Here is a 26,418-nt window from a genome sequence, read left to right as displayed (position 1 = left end):
TTATTAAATTAGATTTTACCCTGCCAATAGGAAGTTTGACGTATCACACTATTATTCTCGAATAAATCCGGATCCAGCGGCCAATAATGGATTCTCTTCGCCATATTCGCTTCTGTAACATTATAAAGTAAAGAAGTACCGGTTTCATAATAATAACGTACCAGATCAAAGAAGCGATGGCCTTCGAGAAAGAGTTCCCGGGCACGTTCGTTCAGAATAGCACGTTGTAAAGACACCGAACCGTCGAAATCGCCGATATCGGCCCTTTCCCGTATCTGATTCAGCAAACCGATAGCCACGCCACTGCTTTTTCCCTGAGCGGTCAATGCCTCGGCTTTCAGCAACATGATATCCGACAAACGGAAAATAACATAATTGTTAGCCGGATAAATCGATCCGCTGGAGGCCGACTCGATCTGCACATCCGTATATTTAATCGGAATGATATCTCCACCGGCAGCCAAGCCGATAAACGTCTTTCTCCGGTAATCCGTCGAATCCGGGAAAACAGAAGATATAAAACCGGTATTCAAAAACTTATTGGGTTTTTCTTTGTTGATTGCAGTAGTCAAGTAAGGAGAGGCCAGGATATCCAGAAAAAATACCGTCGTGTATTGGATACCGGAAGAAGCATCGGGAGCTTCTTCTTCCGAATTGAAGAACAACTGGAATATCAACTCTTTGGAATCATTTTTATAAATATTTTCCAGGGTTTCACGAGCTTCAAAAGTATATACGCCACTATTCAAAACAGAGTCACAAGCCGCCACGCACTTGGCATAATCGCGATCCCAGGCCGCCATATGTGCCAAGGTAGCGAATACGACTCCTTTATTGGCACGCACGGCAAAATTGGCATTATCTTCATACTCCCAGGGTAAACGAACACGTGCTTCCTCCAGATCACTGTAAATCAAAGCAGCGACATCGGCTAAAGGCGAACGGGCCACATAATCCGCATTGATGACATTATCCGGAGAAGTTGTCACGATAGGCAGCTCACCCCAAATCCGGTACATATAAAAATAAGTATATCCACGCAAAAAGTACAATTCCCCGATATACTTCTCCTTCTCCCCATCATCGAAAACCTCGTCGCTCATTTGCCCGACCTTTTTCAAAGCCCGGTTACATTGATTGACGACCCGATAGAACAGTTGATAATTACGCAACTGCTTCAAGGGCCGATAGGTTTCACTGGCAGCAATCGCATAATCCAGTTTAAACTGATTCATTTGATTCCAGTCTTCATCTTCATACTCGAATTTGCTGAATACATTGGTACCGGCAATATCTCCATAAGCATAATAAGCTGAATGATTGGCCAAAGCTGCCCTCAACAAGCCATATCCACCGGCAACCGCCGCTTCCACATCTTCCTCGCTATTCCAATAACTTTCGTCCACCGGCTCGCTGTACGGCTCCCGGTCGAGGAAATCGGCACAAGATCCCAATGCCAATGCTGTCCATAGCATCGCTGAATTTACTAAATATCTAAATTTCATCTTCATAGGTCTCAAATTTTACGAATTAAAAGGTTATCTCTGCACCCAAAGTAAACTTGTGAGGAAGAGGATATTCCGAACCATTGGCATAACCATTGGTATTGATATTTTCCGGGTCGGGATAAGTCTTACTCTTCGAGAATACCCAAACATTGTCCATATATCCGTACACTCTCAGACGCTGTAATTTGATTTTATTCACCAGCGCTGTCGGAAACTCATAACTCATCGAAATATTTTTCACCCGGAAAAAGCTTCCGTTATCGGTATAGATCTCATGGGCGATATGCCGGTTGTCCATATGATTGGTTGCGATCAAAGTGGGCAGGTCAGCCTGTTGTCCCGGTGTTGTATAGTATTTCAATCCACCGAAATCCAATGCCGGCCCGGAAACATTTCCCCATCCACCGGCAGAATAAACCCCACCGTTCATCCGATCGGACAAGAAACCATTCCAGAAAGTACGTTTGATCACATAGTTACAAAACACCCCCAATGAAATTCCTTTCCAGCGCACCGTCGTATTGATACCGCCATAATATTTCGGATCCGGATTTCCCAGAGATACTTTGTCATTATAGTCGATATTATAATCTCCGTTCTGATCGACGACAGCTATATCTCCGGCCTGCATAGTCGTACCGAAGAAGGTCATCCGGTTACCGGTCAGCGGATCGACAGGCACATCGTCGTCAGTGGCATATATTCCATTGCTTCTCCATCCGGTAATTTCATACAAGGGCCGTCCCACCGTCAGAATCCACTCCATCCAGGGAGCTCCGGTGACAATACTCCGGTTGCCGTTCGGCAATTTTTTGATCTGGTTTTTATTCATGGCGATATTCGCATCGATCGTCCACGACCAATCCCAATTGTGCGGAAGCAAATCCAGACTCAATTGTAATTCGACACCGCTGTTCCGAACGGATACCAGATTGTTCTTCGCTTCTGTATATCCGGTGGTGACCGGCAGAGCATAATTGAAAATCATACTCTCCGAATCCCGGATATAATAATCTCCCGTTAATATAATCCGCTTATTCAGGAAATGAGCATCCAATCCGAAATTCATCTGTTTCGACTCTTCCCAACCTAATTCTCTGGAAGTTACGGCAGAGCCGAAGTCATAAGCAATCGTCCCCGAACCATTATAGGAAGTGATCCCACTCCCCCCCCGATAGTCCACGTTGGTGGTTAAAGCCCGGTAAGCATCGTAAAAACCGGCGGGGTCATTTCCCGTAATACCGTAACTACCCCGAATCTTAATGAAGTCGGCCACCTGATTTTCCGGAAAGAACGACTCTTTGGTGATAATCCAGCCTGCCGATACCGAAGGGAAATGTCCCCAACGGTTATCTTTACCGAAACGGGAAGAACCGTCCATACGCCAGTTGGCAGAAAAAAGGTATTTGTCTTTATAATCATAACTCAAACGGGCAAACCAGGATAAACGGGCACGCTCTTCGATCGAAGAAGAAGCATTGGAGTTTTTAGATACAACTCCCTGAATCGTCTGTATAGAATTCGATGCAATATAATTTCCTTCCCCCCACAAATTGTCGATATAAGAGTATTCAGCTCCTTGTCCGAACAATACGGAAAGATTATGTGTTTCTTTAAATGACCGTAGGTATTGAATATAATTTTCTATTTCCCATCTCTTTACCGATCCACTGCTGGAAGTGGCATATGCATTTCCATTATTGCGGTAGGAAGGGATGAAATAATCGTTCCGCGTTGTACTATAACCGAAAGAGTAAGAAGTCGTCCACTTCAAGTAGGGTGTAAAATCGATATTTGCCTGAAAATTAGCATATAAATCCCGGTTGAGGTTTTTATCCAATTCATCCAGATTATTCCCTTTAAAATTTTCTATGTCTTCGTCCGTCAATTTGAAAAACGAAGAAGGGAAGCTCCAGGTAGAGAAAATATTGATACTACCGTTCGTTTTCTTTCGCGACATCTCCGAAAAACGGATATTTCCGGTCAGATTCAGGAAGCTGTAGGGATGTGCATTTAAATAAAGCGATGCCGTATTCCGGGTGAAACCGGTACCGATAACCGTACCCTCCTCATCATAAAAATTATAAGACAACCGATAGCTGGTCTTCTCTCCATAAGCCGACACATTGACATCGTAATTCTGAATCCGGGCCTTCTGGATCACATTCGATTGCCAGTCGGTATTATTATTGAAGGCCGGATTCAAACTATCGGTAATCCAATAATTGACATTCTCCATACCCGGCTTTCCTAAATACTGATAAATCAGATCCATCTTTAAATGGCGTTCGGCAGTACCTACCAAGGTCGAACGCATTGTCGGTTTCATAGCCACCCCATAATAGCCGTTCAAGCGAACCTGAGGTTTACCTGCCTTCGGAGTTTTGGTTTTGATGATAATTACCCCATTAGCCGCACGGGCTCCATAAATGGCCGATGCCGAAGCATCTTTCAACACATCGATCGATTCGATATCATTGGGATTGATCCCGGCAATCGGGTTAGTCCCCGTCAGGTCGATCTGGCCTAAGTCGCCTTCGTCCATCACAATTCCATCCACCACATACAAAGGAGTACTTCGCGAATCCTGGCTGGCAATACTGGTATTCCCACGTAAAGTGACAATCCCCTTTGCACCGGGTTCTCCGGTAATATTCAACACATTCAAACCGGCCACTTTTCCTTGTAAAGCCATTTCCACACTGGGGACCGGAATATTCTCAATCTTTTCCCCGGCCACACTGGCGATTGCAGCAGTCGATTTCTCTCTCTTAATCGCCTGATAACCGATTACTACCACATCTTCCAACTGCTTGACATCCGGCTGAATACTCAGGTTCACCGTTGTTTTTCCGTTTACCGCCACCTCTGTCGTCTTATAGCCGACAAATTTGAAAATCAAAGTAGCGTCTTTGGGTATATTCAACGTGTACTTTCCTTCAATATCCGTCACAGTCCCAATATTCGAACTTCCTTTCAACAATACATTCACGCCAGGAACAGGCTGATTCGTTTCATCCGTCACTGTTCCAGTCACCTTTACCAGATCTGTCTGAGCAAATATACTTTCAGGCAATCCAAATGATAAAAGAAGTATCAGCATATAAAGCCAACACCGGGTCGGTAGACCTCCCCTTTTTAAATTCTTGACAAATTTTTCCATAAACTGATTTGGTTTTGATTTCAAAATATGTTTTCAGGTACAAAAACGTTTGCATAACACCAGCAAACGATTTCACCACTCATGTAGAAAAACGGCTCTTTTTCATAGGCATTGTATTTATTATTAAATGTAAACCCATTAGCGATCTATTCTTGTAAAAGAAACACTTATTAAAAAGTGACAAAAAAAATGTTCGATTCTTTTGGCGGATTTCTACCAAAAGAATAATTGACAGACGATAATCGACAATTGACAATTACCTGAAAGTTTCGTTTCCATTAGAAAAAAATAAGAAAAGAAAAATGAGAATTAGAATAAAAAATATAATCATTGATTATCAGACAAATAAAAAAGAAACCATAGGTTTGGAGATATATTGTCAAATGTCATTTGATAATTGTTAATTAACCAAGCGGCCTCAGGGTCCAGGAACTTTATAAACTTTATGGACTTTATAAACTTTCGACTGATTTAATCAACGTTTATCTTTGATTACCTACTTGATCATTATCATCTATTTAATAAATAGTATAGAGAACGACGGTTTTGTTTTTAAATTTCTTTTACAAATGTGGCGGATATTTCGGAACATCTATAGCACAAACATCCGAAAAAATGAAAATATTGTACTTTTCGACAGATTTTCAGTTACTATTTTAACAAAAATATAACAAATCTACTGTACAATTTTTCCATAAGTGTCTTAAATACAACTATAAAACAAAAAGTAGAATTATTCTGTTACTAATTCGTCTCCGGTAATGGGAATTATCGACCCGGTCGCTTCTGTTGATCACCAAACACGAACACCAGAGACTCACGTTATCACTTTATGGAAAACGCACTGTGACCTAAAAAACATAAACTCCTACGAAACAGATGTTTTCTGCCTCCTTACATTAGGAATCAATTTAGAAATCAGTATTTTGTAGAAACAATCCGATCAAGTAACCCGGGTATCCGTACTCCGGTCAGGCTTACCTGTCCTTTCTTCTAAATGATGTCCGGTAGGGCAGACATAAGGGGATAAAAAAAGTCCCACAAATCGTTGAATTTGTGGGACTTGGCCGTTCATTGTCCGGTTTTGTCCGGTTAGTTCAGCGGAGAGGGAGGGATTCGAACCCCCGGACCTGTGACAGTCAACGGTTTTCAAGACCGCCGCGATCGACCACTCTGCCACCTCTCCAATGCGGATGCAAATATAGGGTAAAAAACAGAATCTCAAAAATAATTTTCAGGAAAATAAAGGTAAAAACCGAACTATTTCATATTTTATCCATCCTGGCTTATAACCTTGAAGCTGCCCAAGCGTTTAACTTCAAAAAAAGGACATGATCATAACCACTCAAAATATTTTGCTGCTCGGTTCTATCTTGCTATTCATCAGCATCATGATCGGTAAAACAGGGATTAAACTCGGTATTCCTGTCTTATTGTTATTTCTGATTGTAGGGATGGGATTCGGGCGGGATGGTTTCGGAATTGAATTCGAGAATCCGGTAACAGCACAATTCATCGGAGTTATATCATTGAGTATTATCCTTTTCTCCGGCGGAATGGACACCAATATAACAGAAATCAAACCGGTGATCGGTCAAGGAATTACCTTGGCAACCTTGGGGGTACTTCTAACGACAGCATTTACAGGAGGTTTTGTCTATCTCCTCGCTTCCTGGGCATTCCCGGAAGCACAAGCACCCTTGTTAGGATGTTTATTACTAGCTGCCGTCATGTCATCCACCGACTCAGCCTCAGTATTCAATATATTACGTTCCAAAGACTTAAATCTAAAACACAACCTACGTCCCCTGCTTGAATTAGAAAGCGGGAGTAATGACCCTATGGCCTATATGCTGACCATCTTATTGATCCAAATCATTCAATCGGGAGAGTTCAGTTTCGGACAGGTGCTGCTTTCATTTTTCATCCAATTCAGTGTCGGAGGAATTGCCGGATATTTATTGGGACGCTGTGCTGTTTATACGTTAAACCATTTCAGAATCCTCAACCAATCCCTCTACCAGATTGTTCTTCTGACCTTTGTATTTTTCACTTTCTCTTTTACCGAGAAACTTCAGGGGAACGGTTATCTGGCGGTATATATTGCCGGACTGGTCGTCGGGAATCGCCGGATCGTATACAAAAAGAATATTACCAATTTTTTCGACAGTACAGCCTGGCTTTTCCAAATTATCATGTTTCTTACCCTAGGCTTACTGGTCAATCCGAAAGACCTGATCAGCATCTCCTGGCTCGGTCTGCTTATCGGTATCTTTATGATCATCTTCGCCCGTCCCGTCAGTGTCTTATTGTGTCTCCTGCCTTTCCGCAAGATGACTTTTAAAAGCCGGTTATATGTTTGTTGGGTCGGTCTACGCGGAGCTGTACCCATTATTTTCGCTACTTATCCCCTGATCGCCAACATACCGGGAGCCCATCAGATTTTCAATATCGTGTTCTTCATCACCCTACTTTCTCTATTGATTCAAGGAACCAGTGTCACCCATATTGCCAGACTTTTGGGCGTATCCATCAAAAATAAAAAAATGGCCAAGGAATTCGAAATGGAACTACCCGAGGAAGTGAAATCCGTATTTTCAGAAATCATAGTCACCCCGGATATGCTCATTCAAGGAGATCACCTGATCGATATCCCTCTCCCCGACAATACCCTGGTCGTTCTCGTCAAACGCTTCAATCATTTTTTTGTACCGAACGGATGTTCTCAGTTATTCCCAAACGATAAACTTCTGATTATCTCCGATAACGAAAAAGAGTTGAAACAAGTCTACAACACCCTGGGTATCGAAGAATTTACCATCACCAAAAACTAAACAGGCAACTCTATTTCACAAAAGCCCGTTGTTCAGTATATTTTACAGTTCCTTGTTTTTGCAAGTAGACAGCAATTGCATCGGTGATAAAGATATCGGTAACCTCCCCTCCTTTTACCAGCTCATTGGAAGAAGCCACATAATTGCTAAAGGCAATTTTGTATTTCTTTTGTTTATCTTTCAACCATTTTCCCCTGGCGTCATAAAATTTCACCTCGATCCCCTCTCCTTGCAAATTCCGGATGATCTCATATTTTCCACCTGAAATATAGTAATTGATATAGCGTTTCCCGGGATCTTTCCCTCTGTTATAATCTTTTAAGATAAAATCTTCCATCTTGTTCAGATTCCATTCATGAACAACGATATAATTGGAGAACGGTTCCATTTTATATATTTTTTCCATGGTAATCTCTCCTTTACGTAGTTCATTCAGCCGTACTCCTCCTTTGTTATAAAAAGCGAAATCACCTCCAACCGCATCACGCATGGCATCGGTCATCAATGAAGCGACATCCTCTTTCCGGGTCAGGTCTTCTGCTGCCTGTCCCATGATCTTTTTAAATTCCGGCCGGTTACTGATCTCTTCCACCAGCAAAGCAATTTCCTGATCGGGAGTTCCTATATCCTTCAAACTCACCAATTGATAAGATTTATCGACCAGTTTTTTACCTTTAAACCGAAGTGTAGTCACACCGGCATACTCCAGATTAGAACCGGCCTGACCGATCAAAACCCCATTCACCTTTTTCGGTTCACGAATGACCGTATGCGAGTGCCCTCCGACAATCACCTCCAACTCAGGCATCACTAAAGCCAACAAAGAATCATTGGCAAACCCTAAATGAGTTAACCCGATCATCACGTCACATTCCTCCGCCACCCGTTTATATTCCGGAACAACGTCCTTGAAATAACGGAAAGAAATATCTTCCAGGTTAGCCGGATTAGTTGCAGGAAGATGATTCGCTCCGGTCTGAATCAAACTGAAAAAACAAAATTTCAGCCCGCCTCTCTCAATCATTTGATAAGCCGGCAGCTGCCCCAACTCACTCTTTTCAGAAAGCATATTAGCACAAACCACCGGAAAATTGGCTTCATGCAGCCTCTTTTTCAATATTTTTTGTCCATAATCGAAATCATGATTTCCCATCGTAACCACATCATACCCCACCTTATTCATCAGCCGGATCATCGGTTCCCCCCTCTCCAGAGCATGATCCACATAAGGATTACCCGAAAAACGATCGCCCGCATCAACCACAATCACTTCCCCGCCTTCTGTCTTTTTTTGCTGAATCAAAGTAGCCAACAGAGGAAAACGAGCCAGCTGTGCATGCATATCGTTAGTAGAAACGATCACGACCTTCCCCGGTGTTCCCGACTCATTTTTACAACAATATAGTGTTACCGCAAGCAGTAACACTATCCCCCATCTTCTCACAAAGTACACAATAACTTTTCTTTTATCATTTTGCATATCCCACCGGATGATTGATCAAAGGCCGTTGAGTATCTTTCAATTTCAAACCACTCTTCAATTTTGCCTGATCCATAGAGGCTCTGGGGACTGTCACTAAGCCTGTGCCGGAACAAAACAAGGATATATTCTGGGAAACAATACCGGCATCCAGGGCAGGCATTAAAACCTCTCCGCCGAACTTACTCAAATCCGCCACCATTACCAAACATACCGGAGCAGTAGCGACAAAACCCTGTCCTCCCCCGACAGCCGGACGCAAATCTTCTTTAGTCACCGGTTCGAGGCTATTCGCTTTTGGATGATACAAATAAGCCCCTTCCTGCAAACACACATAAACATCGATTTCCTGCTTATTCATGGCCGTCGGAGACGTCCGTTTTCCTGATTCAGGCCGGTTAATACCGGCAGCAGCCCACAACAAGTCCGACAAATCCTGCAATTCCAATTTTTTATCAGCATATTCCCGGGTAGACTGACGTTTTTGTAAAGCAGTCATCACAGGTAATCCCCGTTTAACATTCGGTTGATTCAACTTTATAGGTTTCAAATCCTGAGCCTGACTTCCCCCAAACAGGCCAACCAACAGCGAAAACAATAAGAACTTTTTCATGATACCTCCTTTTTTAATCATATATTGCCGCAAGTTAAACAATTTCCGGAAAAAATCAGTATTTAATAATTTTTTCCACCTTACTGTTGCAAGTTACAAATATCTCCTTTATATTTGCACCGCAATTACGGGATGTAGCTCAGCCCGGTAGAGTACACGTCTGGGGGGCGTGTTGTCGCAGGTTCAAATCCTGTCATCCCGACTACTGATTATCAAGAGGTTAGACCAAAAGTCCGACCTCTTTTTTATTGTGACGATTACATTTTGATTACACTTTTCGGGAAACTTAATGCAAACAGATACCAATCGTAATATTAAATTCATTTGGTATTTATTCGCATGACACCCCGGATTCATGCAGTTTACGGCTCCTTTAGTATGTTTCTTTGTACTATCACTCCTACTTTGATTCTTCACTGTCCAAATCCACATCTTCCACTTCTCCACTTTGTAATCCCAACACATCTTTTGCATTGAGAGGAGTAACGACCTTTTCTCCTGTTTCTTGCTCTAATTTTAGACGGGCATCCTTGGCAATACTCCCTCCTTTACGCGCAACCTCCATGTGCTCATTGAATGATTCCGGGTTTTGTGCTTCTGATATTTTCTTAGTAGACAGCTCTGCAAGCATATTCAACACCAATTCGGTATTAGTCATATTGTCCCGTAGATTCTCTTTCTTCAACCCTTTGAACTGTTTATATTCCTTAGCTGTCTTTCCTGCCCACGTCTTATAGATAATATCTGTTAGAGTAGCAAACTGTACACCCTCCTGTAATCCATGCCGTTTCCATTCATCCGTTAAGTCCTTACGGATTTCTATACTTTTGAGCCGTTGATTAATCCAGTTGTCGGAATATCCCAGCCGTTTATAGTCCAGCATTGCCTGCTGAATAGACAATTCCGGGTCCTGCATTCGGTCAAGCCGTTCCTTAGCTACCTGTGCCATCCACAATTTGAAAGGTTCAGCTTTAGGAGAGGGTATGGATTGTATCAATCGGAATAATTGTTCTGTATCAGCAACATCCGTCAAACGCATTTTGCCATCTTCAGCAGGTAATTTCAAACGGTTACAATTTGTAACCGTTTCATTTCCCTCTTTGGACATCCTGTTTTTCAGTACTTTCCAATAATTTCTTGCACCTTGATGATTGGGTTGTTCTGTCAATATCTCAATAACATCTACAATAGAGAAATACCATTCCTCTTTGTCGCTGTCCCATACGGTACGGACTTTCTTTTCCTCAAAGACTTTTATTGCATTCTGCTTTGTCATATCATTCTGCTTTTGATTGTTACAAATATACCTGTTAGGAATGAGTTATCCTATAATTACCGACTGTCGTTTTAGACGATTTGAGCCACCAAAATATTCTACTGAATACTTTATCCGTTTTTAAGATTGCCTTGGCTGTACCGTTCCAATAGACGACTGTTTTTATTAATTCGATTTGATAATAATTGAAAGGGTAAGGGACGACGTGGCAGCGTTCGGCTTTCTACCCTTTCAATTATTGTCAGGTCGAATTCTCAAATAAACTCTATAAGGAATCATATCTTTAAATACGTCTATTTATATTACACCACATTTAATCTTCCCTACTCGTTCAAAATAGAATCCCAATGTACTTCGGTACATTCTGTAATCTTATCATTAAATTCCCGAATCATATTTTCTTCTATTCCTTTATCCTCATTAAGCATTTTAGTTACCACCCTCTTCAATCTTGCAGCTTTCCTATCTCCTTTCTCACTAAATGAATCAATTATTTTTAATATATCTTGCTTCCTGCTTCTATCTTTTAATTCCCAACGTAACAAACCCATTAATGTCATTTCAAACTTAGGTTTCATGATGTCAATCTTAATAATGTCATCATATTTAAGATACCATTCAGCAATCAAATCAAGATACACAATAGGGTCTTTTGCAAATAGTTCCTTTGCCTTTATATTCCGTTTGAAATAGTGTTTCAACCAACTATGTTTATACCTGATTTCGTACCGGAGGATGTTTTTGTCCAACATTTCAGAGGTTAATAAAGGGTCTTTATGAGCCTTAGCCTCCTTTACCTTGTCATAAAAGCAAAGTTGACACCATTTTTGCTCATAATATAGTGAGTTTCTACGAATATTACGCTCAAACTTCTTTAATATACCAAAATAGGAAAAATAACTTCGAGGAGGATTATCCACTTCGACATTCATCCCGATGTCTATGCGTGTAATAATAGCCTCTCGTAAAGGTAAACCAAGGTCGGTACTCAATTTATCAATAGCATTACTTAACTCTGTACGTGGCAGTGATACTAAATTACTTCCGTAATAATATTTAGGAAGACTGCCTTGGATAAGGACAAAGGTCGGTTCAATATAGATTTGCATATTTTGGAGTGAGCCAACTATACGGTACTCATTACTACGTTTGATATCAACATTGATTTTAGCACCAACCTCAGCCATGAAGTCAATTTTGTAGTTGACAGTTGAGTGATGAAGTATTAACCAGATTGTATCGATCATTTTTTTGAACTTTTTTGGGTTATTATAGAATTAGATTTATTTCGAGCCGCCAACCGCACATCCATGCTGTTTATAAATTCCTCTGTTGTTTCCCGTCGCCGGGCTATCATCCACGCCAATATTTCTTCCCGTCGGAACATTAGTTTTCGTCCATTATTACCGGGGCGAAAATGTGGTATCTTATTTTTAGCTATCAATTTATATATCGTGTTCTTTTTATACCCTGTTATTTTACAGCATACATCTATCCCAAATACTTCCGGGTAGTCTTTCAACTGTTTTTCGGGTCTATTGGCGCTCTGTACCTCGTTACTTGATTTAGTAGGGTAACTCTAAGCATTCCGTTAATTATTGCCTGTAACGCTCTAATTTGATCTAAAGCCAAATCTTCCCATTGTGTCCTCAGAAATTCAATATCGTTGTTCTGCCAGGCACATTCAATGGCATCACCATGAAGTTCATTAATGAAGCCTATCTTTTCAATAGCGTTATATAGATAATCAACAGTCAAACCTGTTTTACCTTCTTTCCTCAAAAATTCTTCCTCATAGAATAAGTCATCCAATTCCCGTTGTGTCCACTTTAACTTTCCCTGCTGATACAATCTTACTTTATCAGCATATGTTTCAACAAAGTAGGTATCTTTCCACTCCACAATGGATTTTTCCACTTCTTTCAACGCTTGTTGGAGTCCTTTTTTATCTCCATGAGTTAAATTATCCATATAGGCATGTAAATCTTCTTCATGCAATTCGTCTGCTTCCCCTTGGAGCAACTTAGCTACTAAGTCGCTCAAAGGCATATTTAAGTCATAATTCATAGAGTATTTTAGAGTAATTGTGCTACTTTATCCATTATGTTTGTATCAAAGCTATCCAGATAAACATTGGTAGTTGTAAGGTTATTATGTCCCAGTGCTTGGCTAATTTGTTCCCGGGGTACGTTTTGATTTTGTAAAGTCATAGCCATTGTATGACGACTCACATAACTCGTTAAGCGAAGACGCTCAATTTCTAATGTTTCGCCCAATTTCTTTAAATTTTTAGCATAACGCACATATCTTGACCGGATATGATTGTATAGCTGTTCTCCGCTGTAATCTTTAGTTATTACGGGGACAAGATAATTCCCAACAAGAGGTGTATTCATTTTAAACCAATCCAATAGTTCTTTTATTGTTTCTGTCACGGGAATTTTTATTGCCTTTACTCCTCTTTGGTTTTTTATTTTCTGTCTTTTATAGACAATATAATACTTCGGTAAATTTTTACCGAAAAATTAAAAGTTAAACAATAGAACCGGCAAAAGTCGGTTCGAAAACATTAAAGAGGTCATTGATATGTTGTCAAAAACGAATGGTTAAGCATGAAGAAATGTGCTGAAAAAATGGGCTAACCTGCTGATAACAAAGGTGAAAAGTATTGCATAATTCGTTGATTTTTTAGTAAATTAGAAGTTAACTACTCATCTAATTATGGCTAAAGAAACACTCCTTATGCAATACCAATCCGAGTGCCTGTCGGCTCTCAAATCAGTCGTGAATATACACAAACCTTTTGAAAAAACGTTCATGGACACCATGAAATTATTCATGGCCATCCCGGATCGTATAAACTTCCTCCAATTGGGCAGGTATGGATGTTTTTCGGAACAGACCTACCGTAACCTTTTTGAAAATGAAACTTTCGACTGGTTTGCGTTCAACGCCTCTATCATCGGCAAGCATCTCACAGGCAAAAGAAAAGCCATCGCCATCGATCCTTCCTATATCCCCAAGTCCGGTCATAAGACACCTTGGATCGGTTACTTCTGGTCAGGCTGTGCCGGGGATTATAAGCGAGGATTAGAAATCATGGGCATCGGTGTCATTGACATCGACAACCATGAATGCATGACTTTAGGTTCCATTCAGACACCGGACTGTAAGACCTTGGATAATATGGGTAAGAACCTGGTTGACTGGTATAGCAGCTATCTTATCAGTAGAAAAGACAAGCTACAGAGCATATCCGGAACGGTGGTTGCAGACGCATTCTTTTCCAAGGAAACTTTCATAACGCCTATGTGTGAGAGTGATTTCCATGTCATCAGCCGCTTTAGGAACGACGTAGTCCTGTACTATCCGACATTGGAAAAGAAAACAGGAAAACGTGGTCATCCCAAGTGGTTTGACGGCAGGATTGACTTTGCCAATCTGGATCTGACCCGGTGCAAGGAATACGAGGTGAACAAGGGAAAACTATACGGATTGAGGGTATATGCAAAAGCTCTCAAAAGGTATGTTTCCTTGGCCGTCCGGTATCCGATGGACGGGAGGACAGACAAGTGGCAGCTTTATTTCTCTACAGATGATTCCATGGATGGACGCGAAGTCCTGGATTATTACAGAACCAGGTTCCAATTGGAATTTTGCTTTAGAGATGGAAAGCAGCATGCTGGAATTACCAACTGTCAGTCAACTGACTTCAGAAAGTTGGATTTTCACTTCAATGCATCGCTTGCTGCTGTCAACTTGACCGAAGCGGCATGTAAGAGGCTCGGAATAGCCTATTCCATATCCTCTTGCAAGTCATTCATACACAATGCGTATATGCTTGAACGATTTATTTGCGTGTTTGGGATTAACCCAGACATGCAAGTTATTGACAAATTTTTCAAAGAACTCATTTTATTTACTGCCAGAGCCGCTTAGGCTTGGCGAATTTTTAACGAACTATTGGACAATATATTCTCCTGTTTCCAGCCTTTCTATATTTTGACTTGTAAAAGTTGCCATATCTATAAAGCTGACTCCAAAGCAGTGATACGAAAACAAAAATAACCGCCGGGTATATTCCAATGTGTAATTATCTTGTGGAGTATCTTTTAAAAGTGCCAAATCCTCTGATAATAGGTATCTCTTGCGAGTTTCTTCTTCCAAACTGTTTATTTCAAACCCACCACTACCAAATGGATAAGTCGTTGGGGAGGCTTCTTTTTCTTTAATTGCCTTATTTAGTAGGGCTCTCAGTGTTTTCAAATAATATTTTCGTGTATTACCACAACAGTTGTCTTTTTCCAAAGCAACGTTAAAAGCATTTACATATTTAATATCAACTTCAGGGAATAAGCGTTCTTTTATTTTCTTATCATATTTCCCTAACACATGAAGCGTTCTTTCATACGCTTTTGCATTTCCGATATGATTTGTCGCTTTCAAAATATCGATTTGCTTTAGAAAGTAATCATATACTTTACCTCGTTTAGATACACCTAAAAATTCTTCTTCAAATTGATTTAATGTCCAATCTATCCGATTTTCAGCAAACTTTCTTAGTATGACATCTTTTCTTTCTTCGTAATGGTTAAGTAAAGTATTATATTTTTCATGGTTAGGATTTACACGCTTATCCTTTTTAAACCGGGCAGTTTCTTCATTCCATTGGTCTTCTTTAGCAGTTAATCCTAAATCAATGTACTTTCTTTTTCCGTCTTTCGTGATTCTTAAACACACAGGAAAACTCCCGTCTTTTTTCTGATTGCTTTTATAAATCAGCACACCAAATTTTGCCATAATAATTTTATTTTAAATTATACTTCTTTCTATATTCTACGAACGGAAGTTTTATCCAGTTCTCAATGGATAAATAAAATTACTGGCTTGCAAGGAATCAACAATGAAAATATTAGTTTTTCTCGTATAAGTGTTTGATTATTATATATTCCAGATGAAAATCTTTTTTAAGAATATTTTTCCGACATATTCCATAAAACTTTTTATATCTTTATACGTGTAACAAAATTATACATATCACAAATCTGACCTTTAAGGTTTCTTTTTATCCCTTCCTAAATTTCGATTACATTTTGATTACAGTTTTCATCTAACTTAATACCAATAGGAGGAAAATTAAGGTAAGTGGATACAAATACAACACACAGATATATAATCTGATACGAATAAATACAATCTATCTTTCAACAGCTGGGGGGGCGTGTTGTCGCAGGTTCAAATCCTGTCATCCCGACTACTGAAAATCAAGAGGTTAGACCAAAAGCCCGACCTCTTTTTTATTGTGGCGATTAAGGTTTTATTAAGGTTTTTGGGAAACTTAATGCATCAGATACTAATGGCAATACTAAATTCATTTGGTATTATATCGTTCAATCAATTATAAAACTATAAATATATTTACATTTCCCCATCATAGTAGAATATCTACCTATTTATCGGATGTTATTTCCTATTTCGCTATATCTGTCGGCAGTAACCCAAAAAACAAATATAGATATGTAGATATAAAGCCCTTAAAATAAGGAACAACATATTGTCAAAGCGTTTGCCTTATTATGGTGCAGTTGGAACTTCGACACTTTTAACATGCTACGACACAATAAGCAACGACTCAGGTAGAAATACGTGGGCGTTTTTGTTATGTAGCATAGGTAATCGAAGACCTCAACGGCAAACAAGAAATTACCCACGTTTTCCGTTAACAAATTTCTTCATACAGGATAACAGATTCTGACATTGACAAGGGATATTTTCGCGATGCAAATTTAAAAGTCATGGAACAGATACCCATAAAATTCTATCGGCAGGCAATCATTTACCAGACTGTCCGCCAATATGCCAACATCGGCCATCCTTTTATATAACTGATTTTAAATACAATACATCTTATTACAATTATCTATCTTCATTATTATTCTATACTTATCATCTACCTCATCACTTGATGGTATCATCACTTATGTGTTATACACCCCATACTCATTCTTTTACGGGATAGAATATTTTCATTATCGAAGCCACAAATATACCTCATCACTTTTATTCTTCTATTACGCTCTATAAGACAAGATATTTATTAGGGAATAAATACACCGACATGATGAGGTATAATCCCTATACGGTTCTATTTCACAACTTATTTTTCTTTTAGACAGGTATATATAAAAAAGGGAACCATTTACGGCTCCCTTAGTATGTTTCTTTGTACTATCACTCCTATTTTGATTCTTCACTGTCCAAATCCACATCTTCCACTTCTCCGCTTTGTAATCCCAACACATCTTTTGCATTGAGAGGAGTTACAACAGATTTTCCGGTTTTCTTTTCTAATTCTAATCTTGCATTAAGGGCAATTGTTCAACCTTGTTTAGCAACATCTATATGCTCATCAAAAGATTCCGGGTTTTGTACCTCTGATATTTCCTTTGTAGAAAGTTCTGCAAGCATATTCAATACCAGTTCCTTATTAGTCATGTTGTCCCGTAGATTCTCTTTCTTCAACCCTTTGAACTGTTTATATTCCTTAGCCGTTTTTCCTGCCCAGGTCTTATAGATGATATCTGTTAGAGTAGCAAACTGTACACCCTCCTGTAATCCATGCCGTTTCCATTCATCCGTTAAGTCCTTACGGATTTCTATACTTTTGAGCCGTTGATTAATCCAGTTGTCGGAATATCCCAACCGTTTGTAATCCATCATAGCCTGCTGAATAGACAGTTCCGGGTCTTGCATTTGGTCAAGTCGTTCCTTAGCTACTTGTGCCATCCACAACTTGAAAGGTTCTGCTTTAGGAGAGGGTATGGATTGTATCAACCGAAACAATTGCTCGGTATCAGCAACATCTGTCTTATAATACTTACCGTCAGATGAGGGCATTTTCAGTTGACTACAATTTGTAGTCAACTCACTTCCCTCTTTTTTAGACGAGTTTTTAACACACTCCAATACTTCCTTGGATTAGGACTATCAGTTAATACCGCTATCACATCTACTATTGAGAAATACCATTCCTCTTTGTCACTGTCCCATACGGTACGGACTTTCTTTTCTTCGAAGACTTTGATTGCATTCTGTTTTGTCATATCACCCGGCTTTTGATTGTTACAAATATACCTGTTAGGAATGAGTTATCCTATAATTACCGACTGTCGTTTTAGACGATTTGAGCCACAAAAATATTCTACTGAATAACTCTATCCGTTTTTAAGATTGTCTTGGCTGTACCGTTCCCATAGACGATTATTTTTATTAAAACAGTTATATACATATTTACACTTATAAATATACATTTAGGATAAACATGTATATAAACACCTAAATTTGATCTTATTCGTCGATAGTCAAATAAGATACTTCAGCTAATTACAACCCTACCAATTATTGCTTGCTTTATAAGTAAAACCAATGTATATTCCAACACCAACTCTACTATCAATCACTTTACCCCCAAAATGCTTAGTAAACAATAAGGAATCGATTTATCTATTATCTTTGCCACATGACGATTCAGCGAATAACTCCCGAAGAACTATGGTCAAGGCAGCAAATCAGCAGTCTTGACACAGACTATAAGTTGTGGGACAAAAAGAGAACCTCTATACAGGCATTTTCCCAAATAAGCCCAAGTTGTATCTTCACTGTCGATGTATTCAAAAAAAGATATGATTTTGCTTCCGATCATTTTACAGATCTTTTCGGCTACAACTCCAAGCAAATAAAAACGATCAGAAAACAGGGTAACCTACTGGAAGAAAGAATCCATCCTGACGACCGGGCGCAACTTCCCGCCTTTCAGATAGAGCACGGGCTGTTTATCTATTCACTTCCACAAGAAGAAAGGAACGATTATCAACAGGTATTTCAAATTCGTATGCAGAATGTACGGCAACAATATGTAAATGTCATCAGTCGCCACCAGGTCGTCCAAAAGGACAGGAAAGGCAAGGCTTACTCAGCAAAGAGATCGCTTATAAACTACACCTCAGTATCTATACCGTAAATAACCACCGGAAACATATTCTATCCAAACTACAAGCCGGTAATGCTATCGAAGCCATAAACCGGGCCGAGGATTACGGCCTCCTTTATTAATCACGGCAGCCAATCCAAACTATTGGTCAGCGGATGTTCCTGTCGCCACCGTTCCAATTCCTCGTAACTGCGGACACCTCCTGTAAAAACGGCATGGTATATCTCGATCCCGGGAATCATTACGCCATCCGGCACCTCATACTTGATCCGAAGTATCGTTTCCCGAAGCCCGGGTGTGAGCAGTTTTGCAATAGCGGCAGTGACATTTTCCACCACCCCGTCATATTTCGAACCTTTGCGGATGTGAATCAGATCGAATTTCCATGTATGCAGCTCCTGATCTTCATACAGAACATGCCACTCGATACATTCTTCTTCGGTATGAACCAGGTTTTTGTATTGAATCTCTTTCAGTTTAAGCCGCTCTGCCAATTCCTGCATAACCGAAAAACTCTCCGTAATATCGAGTTTCCCGGTATAGATGTGCAGATCGATATCCCTGCTTTTCATTAACAAACCTGACTTGAGCGAACCGACCAAATGTACGGTAGCCCCGATACGTTCCCAAGCCGGAATAATACCCGTTTCATCGAGTAATTTCCAGGCATTTTGCTGATTTTGTTCTGCGAGTTCGATAATATCCATAAGAGTTTATTTTGTGGGGATAAAAATACAAAACTCCCGACGATAGCTATATAGCTACAATTAGCTATTTTTCCCCTGTTCCGGAGCAAGGGAATCATGTGAACAATAGAAAGATTGATCTTATTATTCCCCAAATAAACATTCTTATCAATAATACAAGATTATTTAAGGAATTAGCCCGGAATATTTTTAATAACTTCATCATGCAAAGCCACCGAAATAATCCCTATTTTTGTCCGGGACATTGCTGTGAAAGTGCAGAGTGGCAAAGCAAACGCTTAATAATAATCACGATGGAAGAACAAGAGCACGTTCTTTTTATAAAAAATATGGTTTGTAACCGATGTATTCTGGTTGTATCAGAAATGCTCAAAAACCTGAATTTCAATCCACTCCGGATTGAATTGGGTAAGGTTGTCATCGAAGAACCGTTGAAACCGGCAGACCGGTTTCTGATCCGGAAAGCACTTGAAGCGCTCGGGTTCGAATTGCTCGACGATAAACGCCATCGTCTTATCGAACAAATCCGTACTGCCATTATCGAACTGGTCCATTATGAAAATAATCTCTCTAAATTGAAATTATCCGAATATTTAAGCGGGAGATGTCATTACGACTACAGTTTGCTAAGTAAACTTTTTTCCGAAGAAAACGGTATCAGCATAGAGAAATACTATATTGCTCAAAAAGTAGAACGCATCAAAGAATTACTCATTTACGACGAGCTGACGATCGGCGAAATAGCCACACAGCTTCAATATTCGAGTGTCGCTCATTTGAGTTCCCAGTTCCGGCAGGTAACCGGAATGTCTCCCAGTGAATTTAAACGTCTGAAAGGCAACAAACGCTCCCCTTTGGATAAAGTGTAAGATATAAATCATATCCATAATTTTATAACAGTACATCGGCCGGTATACCTTATCTTTGTCCGGAAAGAGATCATATAAAGGTTAAGCGTATGAAAATAAAAAAAACTTTTCCGGTGGTAGGAATGAGTTGTGCCTCTTGTGCAGCGAGAATAGATAAAGTCATTCATGAACAACCCGGTGTATGTGAAGCCAATATAAACTACGCAACCGCCCAGGCCCAGGTCGTCTACGATACGGAGATCTGTTCTGTTCAGGCCTTGAAAAATGCGGTGCAAGATGCAGGATACGATCTGCTGACCGAGACAGACCAACAGGGCGAGGAGAAGGCCAAACAAATACAAAACGAAAAATACCGTTTATTGAAAATTCAGACCTTCGGGGCTACTTTATTATCGCTACCGATCATGGTCATCAGTATGGTGTTTGTGAATATTCCTTACATGAACTATGTTTTATGGTTCCTTTCGACCTGTGTCGTTTTAGGTTTCGGAAACAGATTCTACCTCAGTGCCTGGCAGCAATTGAAACACGGTACTTCCAATATGGATACCCTGGTTGCCAACAGCACCGGTATCGCTTATCTATTCAGTGTATTCAATCTATTGTTCCCGGATTTCTGGTTATCGCGGGGGATAACGCCCCATTTGTATTTCGAGGCTGCAAGCGGTATTATAGCTTTTATTCTTCTGGGCCGCTTACTCGAAGAACGGGCGAAACAAAACACCTCAACGGCTATCCGTAGACTAGCGGGTCTGCAACCCAAAACAATTACGATCGTTACCGGATCGGGCGAACAAACCGTACCGATCGAAAATGCCCGGATCGGAGATACGATAGCTGTAAAACCCGGAGAACGTATCGCTGTTGACGGGACGGTAATAAGCGGGGATTCATACGTCGATGAAAGCATGCTCAGCGGTGAGCCTATAGCCGTACACAAACAAGCCGGCGAAAAGGTATATGCCGGAACGGTGAATCAGAAAGGGGCTTTTCATTTCACTGCCGACAAAACAGGGGCCGATACCATGCTGGCTCAAATCATCCGCATGGTGCAAGATGCCCAGGGAAGTAAAGCCCCGGTACAGAAACTGGTAGATAAAATAGCCGGTATTTTCGTACCCGTTATCATCGGTATAGCCTTGTTGACTTTCGGGTTGTGGTGTTTATTCGCACCGACTGCCGGTTTTTCCCACGGTCTGCTGGCTATGATCACCGTCCTCATCATTGCCTGCCCCTGTGCCCTGGGCCTGGCTACTCCGACAGCACTCATCGTAGGAATCGGAAAGGGAGCTGAACACGGCATTCTGATAAAAGATGCGACAAGCCTGGAGATTGCCCGGAAAATCGATACGATTGTATTAGATAAAACAGGTACGATAACCGAAGGGCATCCAAGGGTCGTAAATACTTACTGGCATACAGAAACAACGGAAGCCCGGAAAATAATATACAGTCTGGAACGTTTGTCGGAACATCCGCTGGCAGAAGCGATAGTCAGGGAATTCGGACAAGAAACATCCATTCCGGTCACCGGATTCGAAACGATACCGGGTAAAGGAATAAAAGGCCGGACAGGCGATGAAACCTATTACGCCGGAACCGCTGAATTACTCACAGACAATGGCGTCATCCTCCCGGAACCCTTAAAACAAAGGGCCGAAAGTTGGCTCAAAGAAGCCAAGACAGTCGTCTGGTTCGGTCATTCGACCCAGGCCCTGGCCATAATCGCGATCACCGACGAGATAAAACCGACCTCATTGCAAGCCATCCGGCAGATGGAAAAAATGGGGCTGACCGTTTACATGCTGACCGGAGATAATGCCGGTACAGCACAGGCTATAGCCCGAAAAGCAAACATCGGCCATTACCGGTCGGGCGTTCTTCCTCACGACAAAGCTATCTTTATCGAACAATTGCAACAAAAAGGTGCCCGGGTAGCGATGGTCGGCGACGGAATAAACGATAGCGCAGCATTGGCACAGGCAGATTTGAGTATCGCTATGGGAAAAGGAAGTGATATCGCCATGGAAACCGCCATGGTCACCATCCTTTCCTCCGACCTGCTGAAAATACCGGAAACGATCCGTTTATCACGGCTGACGGTGAAAACCATCCGGCAAAATCTGTTCTGGGCTTTTATTTACAACCTGGTCAGTATTCCTATTGCAGCAGGCATACTTTATCCGGTTTGCGGTTTCCTGCTCAATCCAATGATCGGCGGAGCAGCTATGGCATTCAGCAGTGTGAGTGTAGTAAGCAATAGTTTACGGCTGAAACGGAAAAAAATAAGCCTTATCCCGAGGGGGAACGAGGTACGGATCGAAGAAGTTGAACCTATAAATAAAAAAGTCATGAAAAAAAGATTTACTATCGACGGCATGATGTGTGGTCATTGCCGTGCACACGTTGAAAAAGCACTGAACAGCATCGACGGTGTAAAAGCAATCGTAACGCTCGATCCTCCGGAAGCGACAATCGAATTCACAGATAAAGAATTTTCTTTAAACGAGTTACAACAAGTCATCCAGAATAAAGCCGGAGACTATAAATTACACGATTTGGAATAATGTACGCGCCAATCGCATGAATCCTCTAAAGTACCAGGACAATTCGGACAACCATTTATTATTATTCAACGATCCCCTTCAACGCCGAAGGTATGCCTGTTCGCTGATCATGATACTACTGATGACAGGAGTTGCCGAAATCCTGCATGAGAAAGAGATTATATAATAAAATGATTATCCTTGCTCCAACAAGTTCTTATCTGTCAAGAAATCCAAGAGTCCGACAGTCAACACACCGAGTTCGTCCTCCTTGCGATGAATGTCATCACCAACAATGACAATCTTACGAAAGTGGTCATTGATTGACAATAATGGGCGACGTTCTTGCTGTTCCTTTTCTGGCGTAGGCATGTGGAAAGCCGACTGGATATAGACCCTGTATGGAGGGCGGTTCACCACAAAGTCTACCTCCAACTGTTTTCTGATAAACTTACCGTTCTTATCCTTGCCACCAAGTTCAACCAATCCTACGTCCACATTATATCCTCGACTGCGAAGTTCATTATAGATAATGTTTTCCATAATGTGTGTTTCCTCCTGCTGTCGATAGTTGAGAATGGCTGCACGTATGCCGACATCAGCGAAGTAGTATTTCGTCTCGGTACCAATATATTTTCTGCCTTTCACATCATAGCGCAAGGCTTCCTCTATCAAGAATGAGTCTTTCAGATAGTCAATGTATTGTTTTATAGTGTCTCTTTTTATGGTTACCCCTTGTGAAGATTGAAAGGTATTGGCTATTCTCGTTGGATTGGTTGATGAACCAATGCCCGAGGCTATTACACGCACCAATTCCTTCATTCCTTCAGGATTACGCAGATGGTTGCGCTCAATTACGTCACGCAGATAGGTCGTTTCATACAGACCACGCAAATAGTCTGTTTTCTTTTCTTCCGTTTCAAGCAAAGCCACCTGTGGCAGTCCTCCAAAAGTATAGTAATCCAACCAAGCTTTGCGTATATCGCCACCAATACCATTAAAGTACTCGTCAAAGGTGAGAGGCCAGATGCGTATCTCGTCACCTCTGCCTCGAAACTCAGTCACAACATCACTTGACAGGAAACGAGAGTTTGAGCCTGACACATACACATCTACATTCCGCATGTGTGTCAAGCTAAGAATAACCTCCACAAATTCTTCTACAAGTTGTACCTCGTCCAAGACTATATAATAAGGATTGCCATCATCCACAACCTTTGAATCTATATAATCGAGCAAGGAATCAGGCTTTCTCAACCGTCTGTTTCGGAAATCATCAAGTTGTATTTCTATGATGTGACTATTAGTCACCCCATGTTCCAACAACCAGTTATGCCAGATATCAAACAACAGGAAAGACTTTCCACATCGTCTGACACCTGTTATAATCTTCACAAGACCGTTTCCACGTCCTGCAATAAGTTCATCCAAGTATTTCTTACGTTCAAATATCATATTAGAGTATTGTTTTTGATACTGGTATCACATTTTACACCGCAAAGATAATAGTTTTATCCCAAAAGCCAGCACAATCAATGAAAAAACTGCGTTATCAAGTAAAAAAACACTAAAACGTAGCATCGTAAACTACATAAAAATGCTTTTTAGAACAAAGGGGCTAACATGTAATCACACCCTACGTTCAAGGGAGTCGTTTCAACCGTACCCCTTTATGAATTTCGTCATATAACTTCCATTCACCACATTATGTGGTCAGTTAAAAGCGCCCCCTCCCAAACCTTATTCCGTGATTCTTGATGTGATCGAAAGTTAAATACGTTAAATATTCACCTTTTTGTATCTAATCAGAATCCATACGGTCACTTTTCTACCGTTTAGAGTGTATAGTACTGATAATCAACTAATAATAGATACTTATAACAAAATAATAATGTTATCCGGTATACAACTTTGGTTTTATGGGACCGACCATATGTTCCTTTCCCGTCAGTCCACCACAACATCTTTTGAAGGCACTCCGATCAATCCCATCGCCCCCCCCTCTGATTACAATGTCGTAAAACCGGGCAGATCTTAGCAATTCAGGCCCGATATCAGGACCAGGAAGGTACCGTAATGCCGACAATGTAACAGCCATTGCTTACTTCAACTCACAATGGGAAATTAATACCTTGATATCACTCCCAAACAGTACCGGGACGACTGGATGAGACCGGCATTTCGGGGTAATAATAAGCATATGAACGATTTCCTGATCAGAGTTTCTGTTTCAAATGTCCGGCAGAGATTTCTACAGTATTTCCTGCCAGAATTTTGTCGTTTGAAACATTGTTCGTAACTTTGCGAACAATAAAACTGATTTATGGGGAAGACTAAAGATTATACAGACGAACAAGAACGAATAGCCCGCTACGCTAAAGCAATGGGACATCCGGCCCGAATGGCTATCCTGCAATTTCTGGCAGGACGGGAAACCTGCTTTTTCGGAGATATCCATGAAGAATTACCGATAGCCAAAGCAACGGTTTCACAACACTTGAAGGAATTAAAGGAAGCCGGATTGATACAGGGAGAAATAGAGGCACCGAAAGTGAAATATTGTATCAACCGGACCAATTGGGAGGAAGCCAAACGATTATTTTCAGTTTTTTTCTGTCATTGTAAAGACAAAAAATCTTGTTGCTGAAAACAGCAGGCTTTTTTATGCGAATATTGTTCGTAATTCTACGAATTACAAACAATAATAACAAGAATCTTGTATGATGAGAATTATTCACTATTTAATATTTTGAAACGATGGAAATTAAAGTATTAGGAACAGGCTGTGCAAGTTGTAAAGCACTTTATACAGCAGTAATACAAGCTGTATCGGAAACCGGTATTGAAGCGAAGGTCGTAAAAGTAGAGGAACTGACCGAGATTATGAAGTATAACGTAATGAGCATGCCGGCCTTGGTAATCGACGGTAAAGTGGTATCGAGCGGCCGAAAGCCGACCGTTAGTGAGGTTAAAAAGTTACTTGTAAAATAAACGACCATGCGACTCACAACTTTATTGATTACATTGACTCTATTCTCCGCCTGCAGAGAAAAGCAAAGCAGAAACTTGCAGCTACAGGAACAAACCGTAACCGGCGACCGGGTGGAGGTAATTTATTTTCATGGGAAACAACGTTGTATGACTTGTAAAAGCATCGAGGCACAGACAAAAGAATTGCTGACAGGAAGTCTCGCAGAAGCAGTGAAAACCGGACAGATCGTATACCGGACAGTAGATATTTCGGATAAAGAAGGAGAAAAAATAGCGGATCGGTATGAAGTCACCTGGTCATCTCTGTTTGTAAATCGCTGGAAAGATGGGCAGGAACAGCGAAACAATATGACAGAATTTGCTTTTTCGAAGGCAACAAGCGATCCCGAAGGATTTAAAGCAGGATTGAAAGAAAAAATTGAAATATTGATGAAATAAATA

The 26,418-nt window shown here is 40.7% G+C and carries 18 protein-coding genes, 2 tRNA genes and 4 pseudogenes; 10 read left to right on the top strand and 14 right to left on the bottom strand.

Annotation, left to right across the window (positions count from 1 at the left end):
* Window positions 1-8: 8 nt before the first annotated feature.
* The 3 genes from ODOSP_RS17030 to ODOSP_RS17020 form a co-directional block, all read right to left on the bottom strand.
* Window positions 9-1,511: a RagB/SusD family nutrient uptake outer membrane protein gene (locus tag ODOSP_RS17030; protein ID WP_013613522.1), complete on the bottom strand. Its 1,503-nt coding sequence runs from the start codon at window positions 1,509-1,511 to the stop codon at window positions 9-11.
* Window positions 1,512-1,530: 19 nt separating this feature from the next.
* Window positions 1,531-4,671: a SusC/RagA family TonB-linked outer membrane protein gene (locus ODOSP_RS17025; protein ID WP_013613521.1), complete on the bottom strand. Its 3,141-nt coding sequence runs from the start codon at window positions 4,669-4,671 to the stop codon at window positions 1,531-1,533.
* Between the two features lie 1,101 nt (window positions 4,672-5,772).
* A tRNA-Ser gene (locus tag ODOSP_RS17020) sits at window positions 5,773-5,857 on the bottom strand.
* A gap of 145 nt (window positions 5,858-6,002) precedes the next feature.
* On the opposite strand from ODOSP_RS17020, the gene ODOSP_RS17015 reads away from it, so the two are divergent.
* Entirely contained in the window at window positions 6,003-7,505 is a 1,503-nt protein-coding gene (locus ODOSP_RS17015) for a potassium/proton antiporter (protein WP_013613520.1), read from the top strand.
* Window positions 7,506-7,515: 10 nt separating this feature from the next.
* Here the strand turns inward: ODOSP_RS17015 and ODOSP_RS17010 are convergent, their stop codons facing one another.
* Both ODOSP_RS17010 and ODOSP_RS17005 read right to left on the bottom strand, forming a co-directional pair.
* Window positions 7,516-8,949: a bifunctional metallophosphatase/5'-nucleotidase gene (locus ODOSP_RS17010; protein ID WP_167536000.1), complete on the bottom strand. Its 1,434-nt coding sequence runs from the start codon at window positions 8,947-8,949 to the stop codon at window positions 7,516-7,518.
* Window positions 8,950-8,974: 25 nt separating this feature from the next.
* A complete protein-coding gene (locus ODOSP_RS17005; RefSeq protein ID WP_041557593.1) occupies window positions 8,975-9,598 on the bottom strand; it encodes a SagB/ThcOx family dehydrogenase in 624 nt (207 codons plus the stop codon).
* 128 nt (window positions 9,599-9,726) lie between these two features.
* Between ODOSP_RS17005 and ODOSP_RS17000 the strand changes: the two genes are divergently transcribed.
* Window positions 9,727-9,800, top strand: a tRNA-Pro gene (locus ODOSP_RS17000).
* A 198-nt stretch (window positions 9,801-9,998) separates the two neighbouring features.
* Here the strand turns inward: ODOSP_RS17000 and ODOSP_RS16995 are convergent.
* From ODOSP_RS16995 to ODOSP_RS16980, 5 genes and pseudogenes are all read right to left on the bottom strand, one after another.
* Window positions 9,999-10,874 carry a BRO-N domain-containing protein gene (locus tag ODOSP_RS16995; RefSeq protein WP_013613517.1) on the bottom strand — a complete coding sequence of 292 codons (876 nt, stop codon included), beginning with the start codon at window positions 10,872-10,874 and terminating at the stop codon, window positions 9,999-10,001.
* Window positions 10,875-11,197: 323 nt separating this feature from the next.
* Window positions 11,198-12,121: a phage/plasmid replication domain-containing protein gene (locus ODOSP_RS16990; protein WP_013613516.1), complete on the bottom strand. Its 924-nt coding sequence runs from the start codon at window positions 12,119-12,121 to the stop codon at window positions 11,198-11,200.
* Window positions 12,118-12,318 carry a helix-turn-helix domain-containing protein gene (locus ODOSP_RS20320; RefSeq protein ID WP_229091417.1) on the bottom strand — a complete coding sequence of 67 codons (201 nt, stop codon included), beginning with the start codon at window positions 12,316-12,318 and terminating at the stop codon, window positions 12,118-12,120. Before ODOSP_RS20320 ends, ODOSP_RS16990 begins: the two co-directional genes overlap by 4 nt.
* 74 nt (window positions 12,319-12,392) lie before the next feature.
* On the bottom strand, window positions 12,393-12,941 hold the full coding sequence (locus tag ODOSP_RS16985) for a hypothetical protein (RefSeq protein WP_228026207.1): 549 nt from the start codon (window positions 12,939-12,941) through the stop codon (window positions 12,393-12,395).
* 8 nt (window positions 12,942-12,949) lie between these two features.
* A pseudogene (locus ODOSP_RS16980) lies at window positions 12,950-13,372 on the bottom strand (tyrosine-type recombinase/integrase); the annotation flags it as partial.
* Window positions 13,373-13,595: 223 nt separating this feature from the next.
* Between ODOSP_RS16980 and ODOSP_RS16975 the strand changes: the two are divergent.
* Window positions 13,596-14,813 carry a transposase gene (locus ODOSP_RS16975; protein ID WP_013611682.1) on the top strand — a complete coding sequence of 406 codons (1,218 nt, stop codon included), beginning with the start codon at window positions 13,596-13,598 and terminating at the stop codon, window positions 14,811-14,813.
* Window positions 14,814-14,840: 27 nt separating this feature from the next.
* Here the strand turns inward: ODOSP_RS16975 and ODOSP_RS16970 are convergent.
* Both ODOSP_RS16970 and ODOSP_RS16965 read right to left on the bottom strand, forming a co-directional pair.
* Window positions 14,841-15,674 (bottom strand): annotated as a pseudogene (locus ODOSP_RS16970) (site-specific integrase); the annotation flags it as partial.
* 1,437 nt (window positions 15,675-17,111) lie between these two features.
* Window positions 17,112-17,977, bottom strand: a pseudogene (locus tag ODOSP_RS16965) (BRO-N domain-containing protein).
* A gap of 416 nt (window positions 17,978-18,393) precedes the next feature.
* On the opposite strand from ODOSP_RS16965, the pseudogene ODOSP_RS16960 reads away from it, so the two are divergent.
* A pseudogene (locus ODOSP_RS16960) lies at window positions 18,394-18,986 on the top strand (response regulator transcription factor).
* Here ODOSP_RS16960 and ODOSP_RS16955 read toward each other — a convergent pair.
* On the bottom strand, window positions 18,987-19,571 hold the full coding sequence (locus tag ODOSP_RS16955) for a nucleotidyltransferase domain-containing protein (RefSeq protein ID WP_013613515.1): 585 nt from the start codon (window positions 19,569-19,571) through the stop codon (window positions 18,987-18,989).
* 293 nt (window positions 19,572-19,864) lie between these two features.
* Between ODOSP_RS16955 and ODOSP_RS16950 the strand changes: the two genes are divergently transcribed.
* From ODOSP_RS16950 to ODOSP_RS20000, 3 genes are all read left to right on the top strand, one after another.
* The gene (locus ODOSP_RS16950) at window positions 19,865-20,440 is read left to right on the top strand and encodes a helix-turn-helix domain-containing protein (protein ID WP_013613514.1); all 576 of its coding nucleotides are present in this window, start codon (window positions 19,865-19,867) and stop codon (window positions 20,438-20,440) included.
* A gap of 89 nt (window positions 20,441-20,529) precedes the next feature.
* Window positions 20,530-23,007, top strand: a complete 2,478-nt coding sequence (locus ODOSP_RS16945) for a heavy metal translocating P-type ATPase (protein ID WP_013613513.1) — start codon at window positions 20,530-20,532, stop codon at window positions 23,005-23,007.
* Between the two features lie 16 nt (window positions 23,008-23,023).
* Window positions 23,024-23,173 (top strand): hypothetical protein, encoded by a 150-nt coding sequence (locus tag ODOSP_RS20000; RefSeq protein WP_157741864.1) that lies wholly within the window; start codon window positions 23,024-23,026, stop codon window positions 23,171-23,173.
* An 8-nt stretch (window positions 23,174-23,181) separates the two neighbouring features.
* On the opposite strand, the gene ODOSP_RS16940 is transcribed toward ODOSP_RS20000, so the two are convergent.
* Window positions 23,182-24,441, bottom strand: coding sequence for an ATP-binding protein (locus ODOSP_RS16940; protein ID WP_013613512.1), 1,260 nt, complete (start codon window positions 24,439-24,441; stop codon window positions 23,182-23,184).
* A gap of 868 nt (window positions 24,442-25,309) precedes the next feature.
* Between ODOSP_RS16940 and ODOSP_RS16935 the strand changes: the two genes are divergently transcribed.
* The 3 genes from ODOSP_RS16935 to ODOSP_RS16925 all read left to right on the top strand — a co-directional run bounded on the left by ODOSP_RS16935 (window position 25,310) and on the right by ODOSP_RS16925 (window position 26,415).
* Complete coding sequence (locus tag ODOSP_RS16935; protein WP_013613511.1) at window positions 25,310-25,633, top strand: ArsR/SmtB family transcription factor; 324 nt, start codon at window positions 25,310-25,312, stop codon at window positions 25,631-25,633.
* Between the two features lie 110 nt (window positions 25,634-25,743).
* Window positions 25,744-25,977 carry a thioredoxin family protein gene (locus ODOSP_RS16930; RefSeq protein WP_013613510.1) on the top strand — a complete coding sequence of 78 codons (234 nt, stop codon included), beginning with the start codon at window positions 25,744-25,746 and terminating at the stop codon, window positions 25,975-25,977.
* A gap of 6 nt (window positions 25,978-25,983) precedes the next feature.
* The gene (locus ODOSP_RS16925) at window positions 25,984-26,415 is read left to right on the top strand and encodes a nitrophenyl compound nitroreductase subunit ArsF family protein (protein WP_013613509.1); all 432 of its coding nucleotides are present in this window, start codon (window positions 25,984-25,986) and stop codon (window positions 26,413-26,415) included.
* Window positions 26,416-26,418 lie beyond the last annotated feature (3 nt).

The sequence above is a fragment of the Odoribacter splanchnicus DSM 20712 genome, assembly GCF_000190535.1.
GTDB classification, from domain to species: Bacteria; Bacteroidota; Bacteroidia; order Bacteroidales; family Marinifilaceae; genus Odoribacter; species Odoribacter splanchnicus.
Note: the sequence above shows the minus strand (reverse complement) of the source record. Positions and strands in the feature narration are given on the sequence as shown.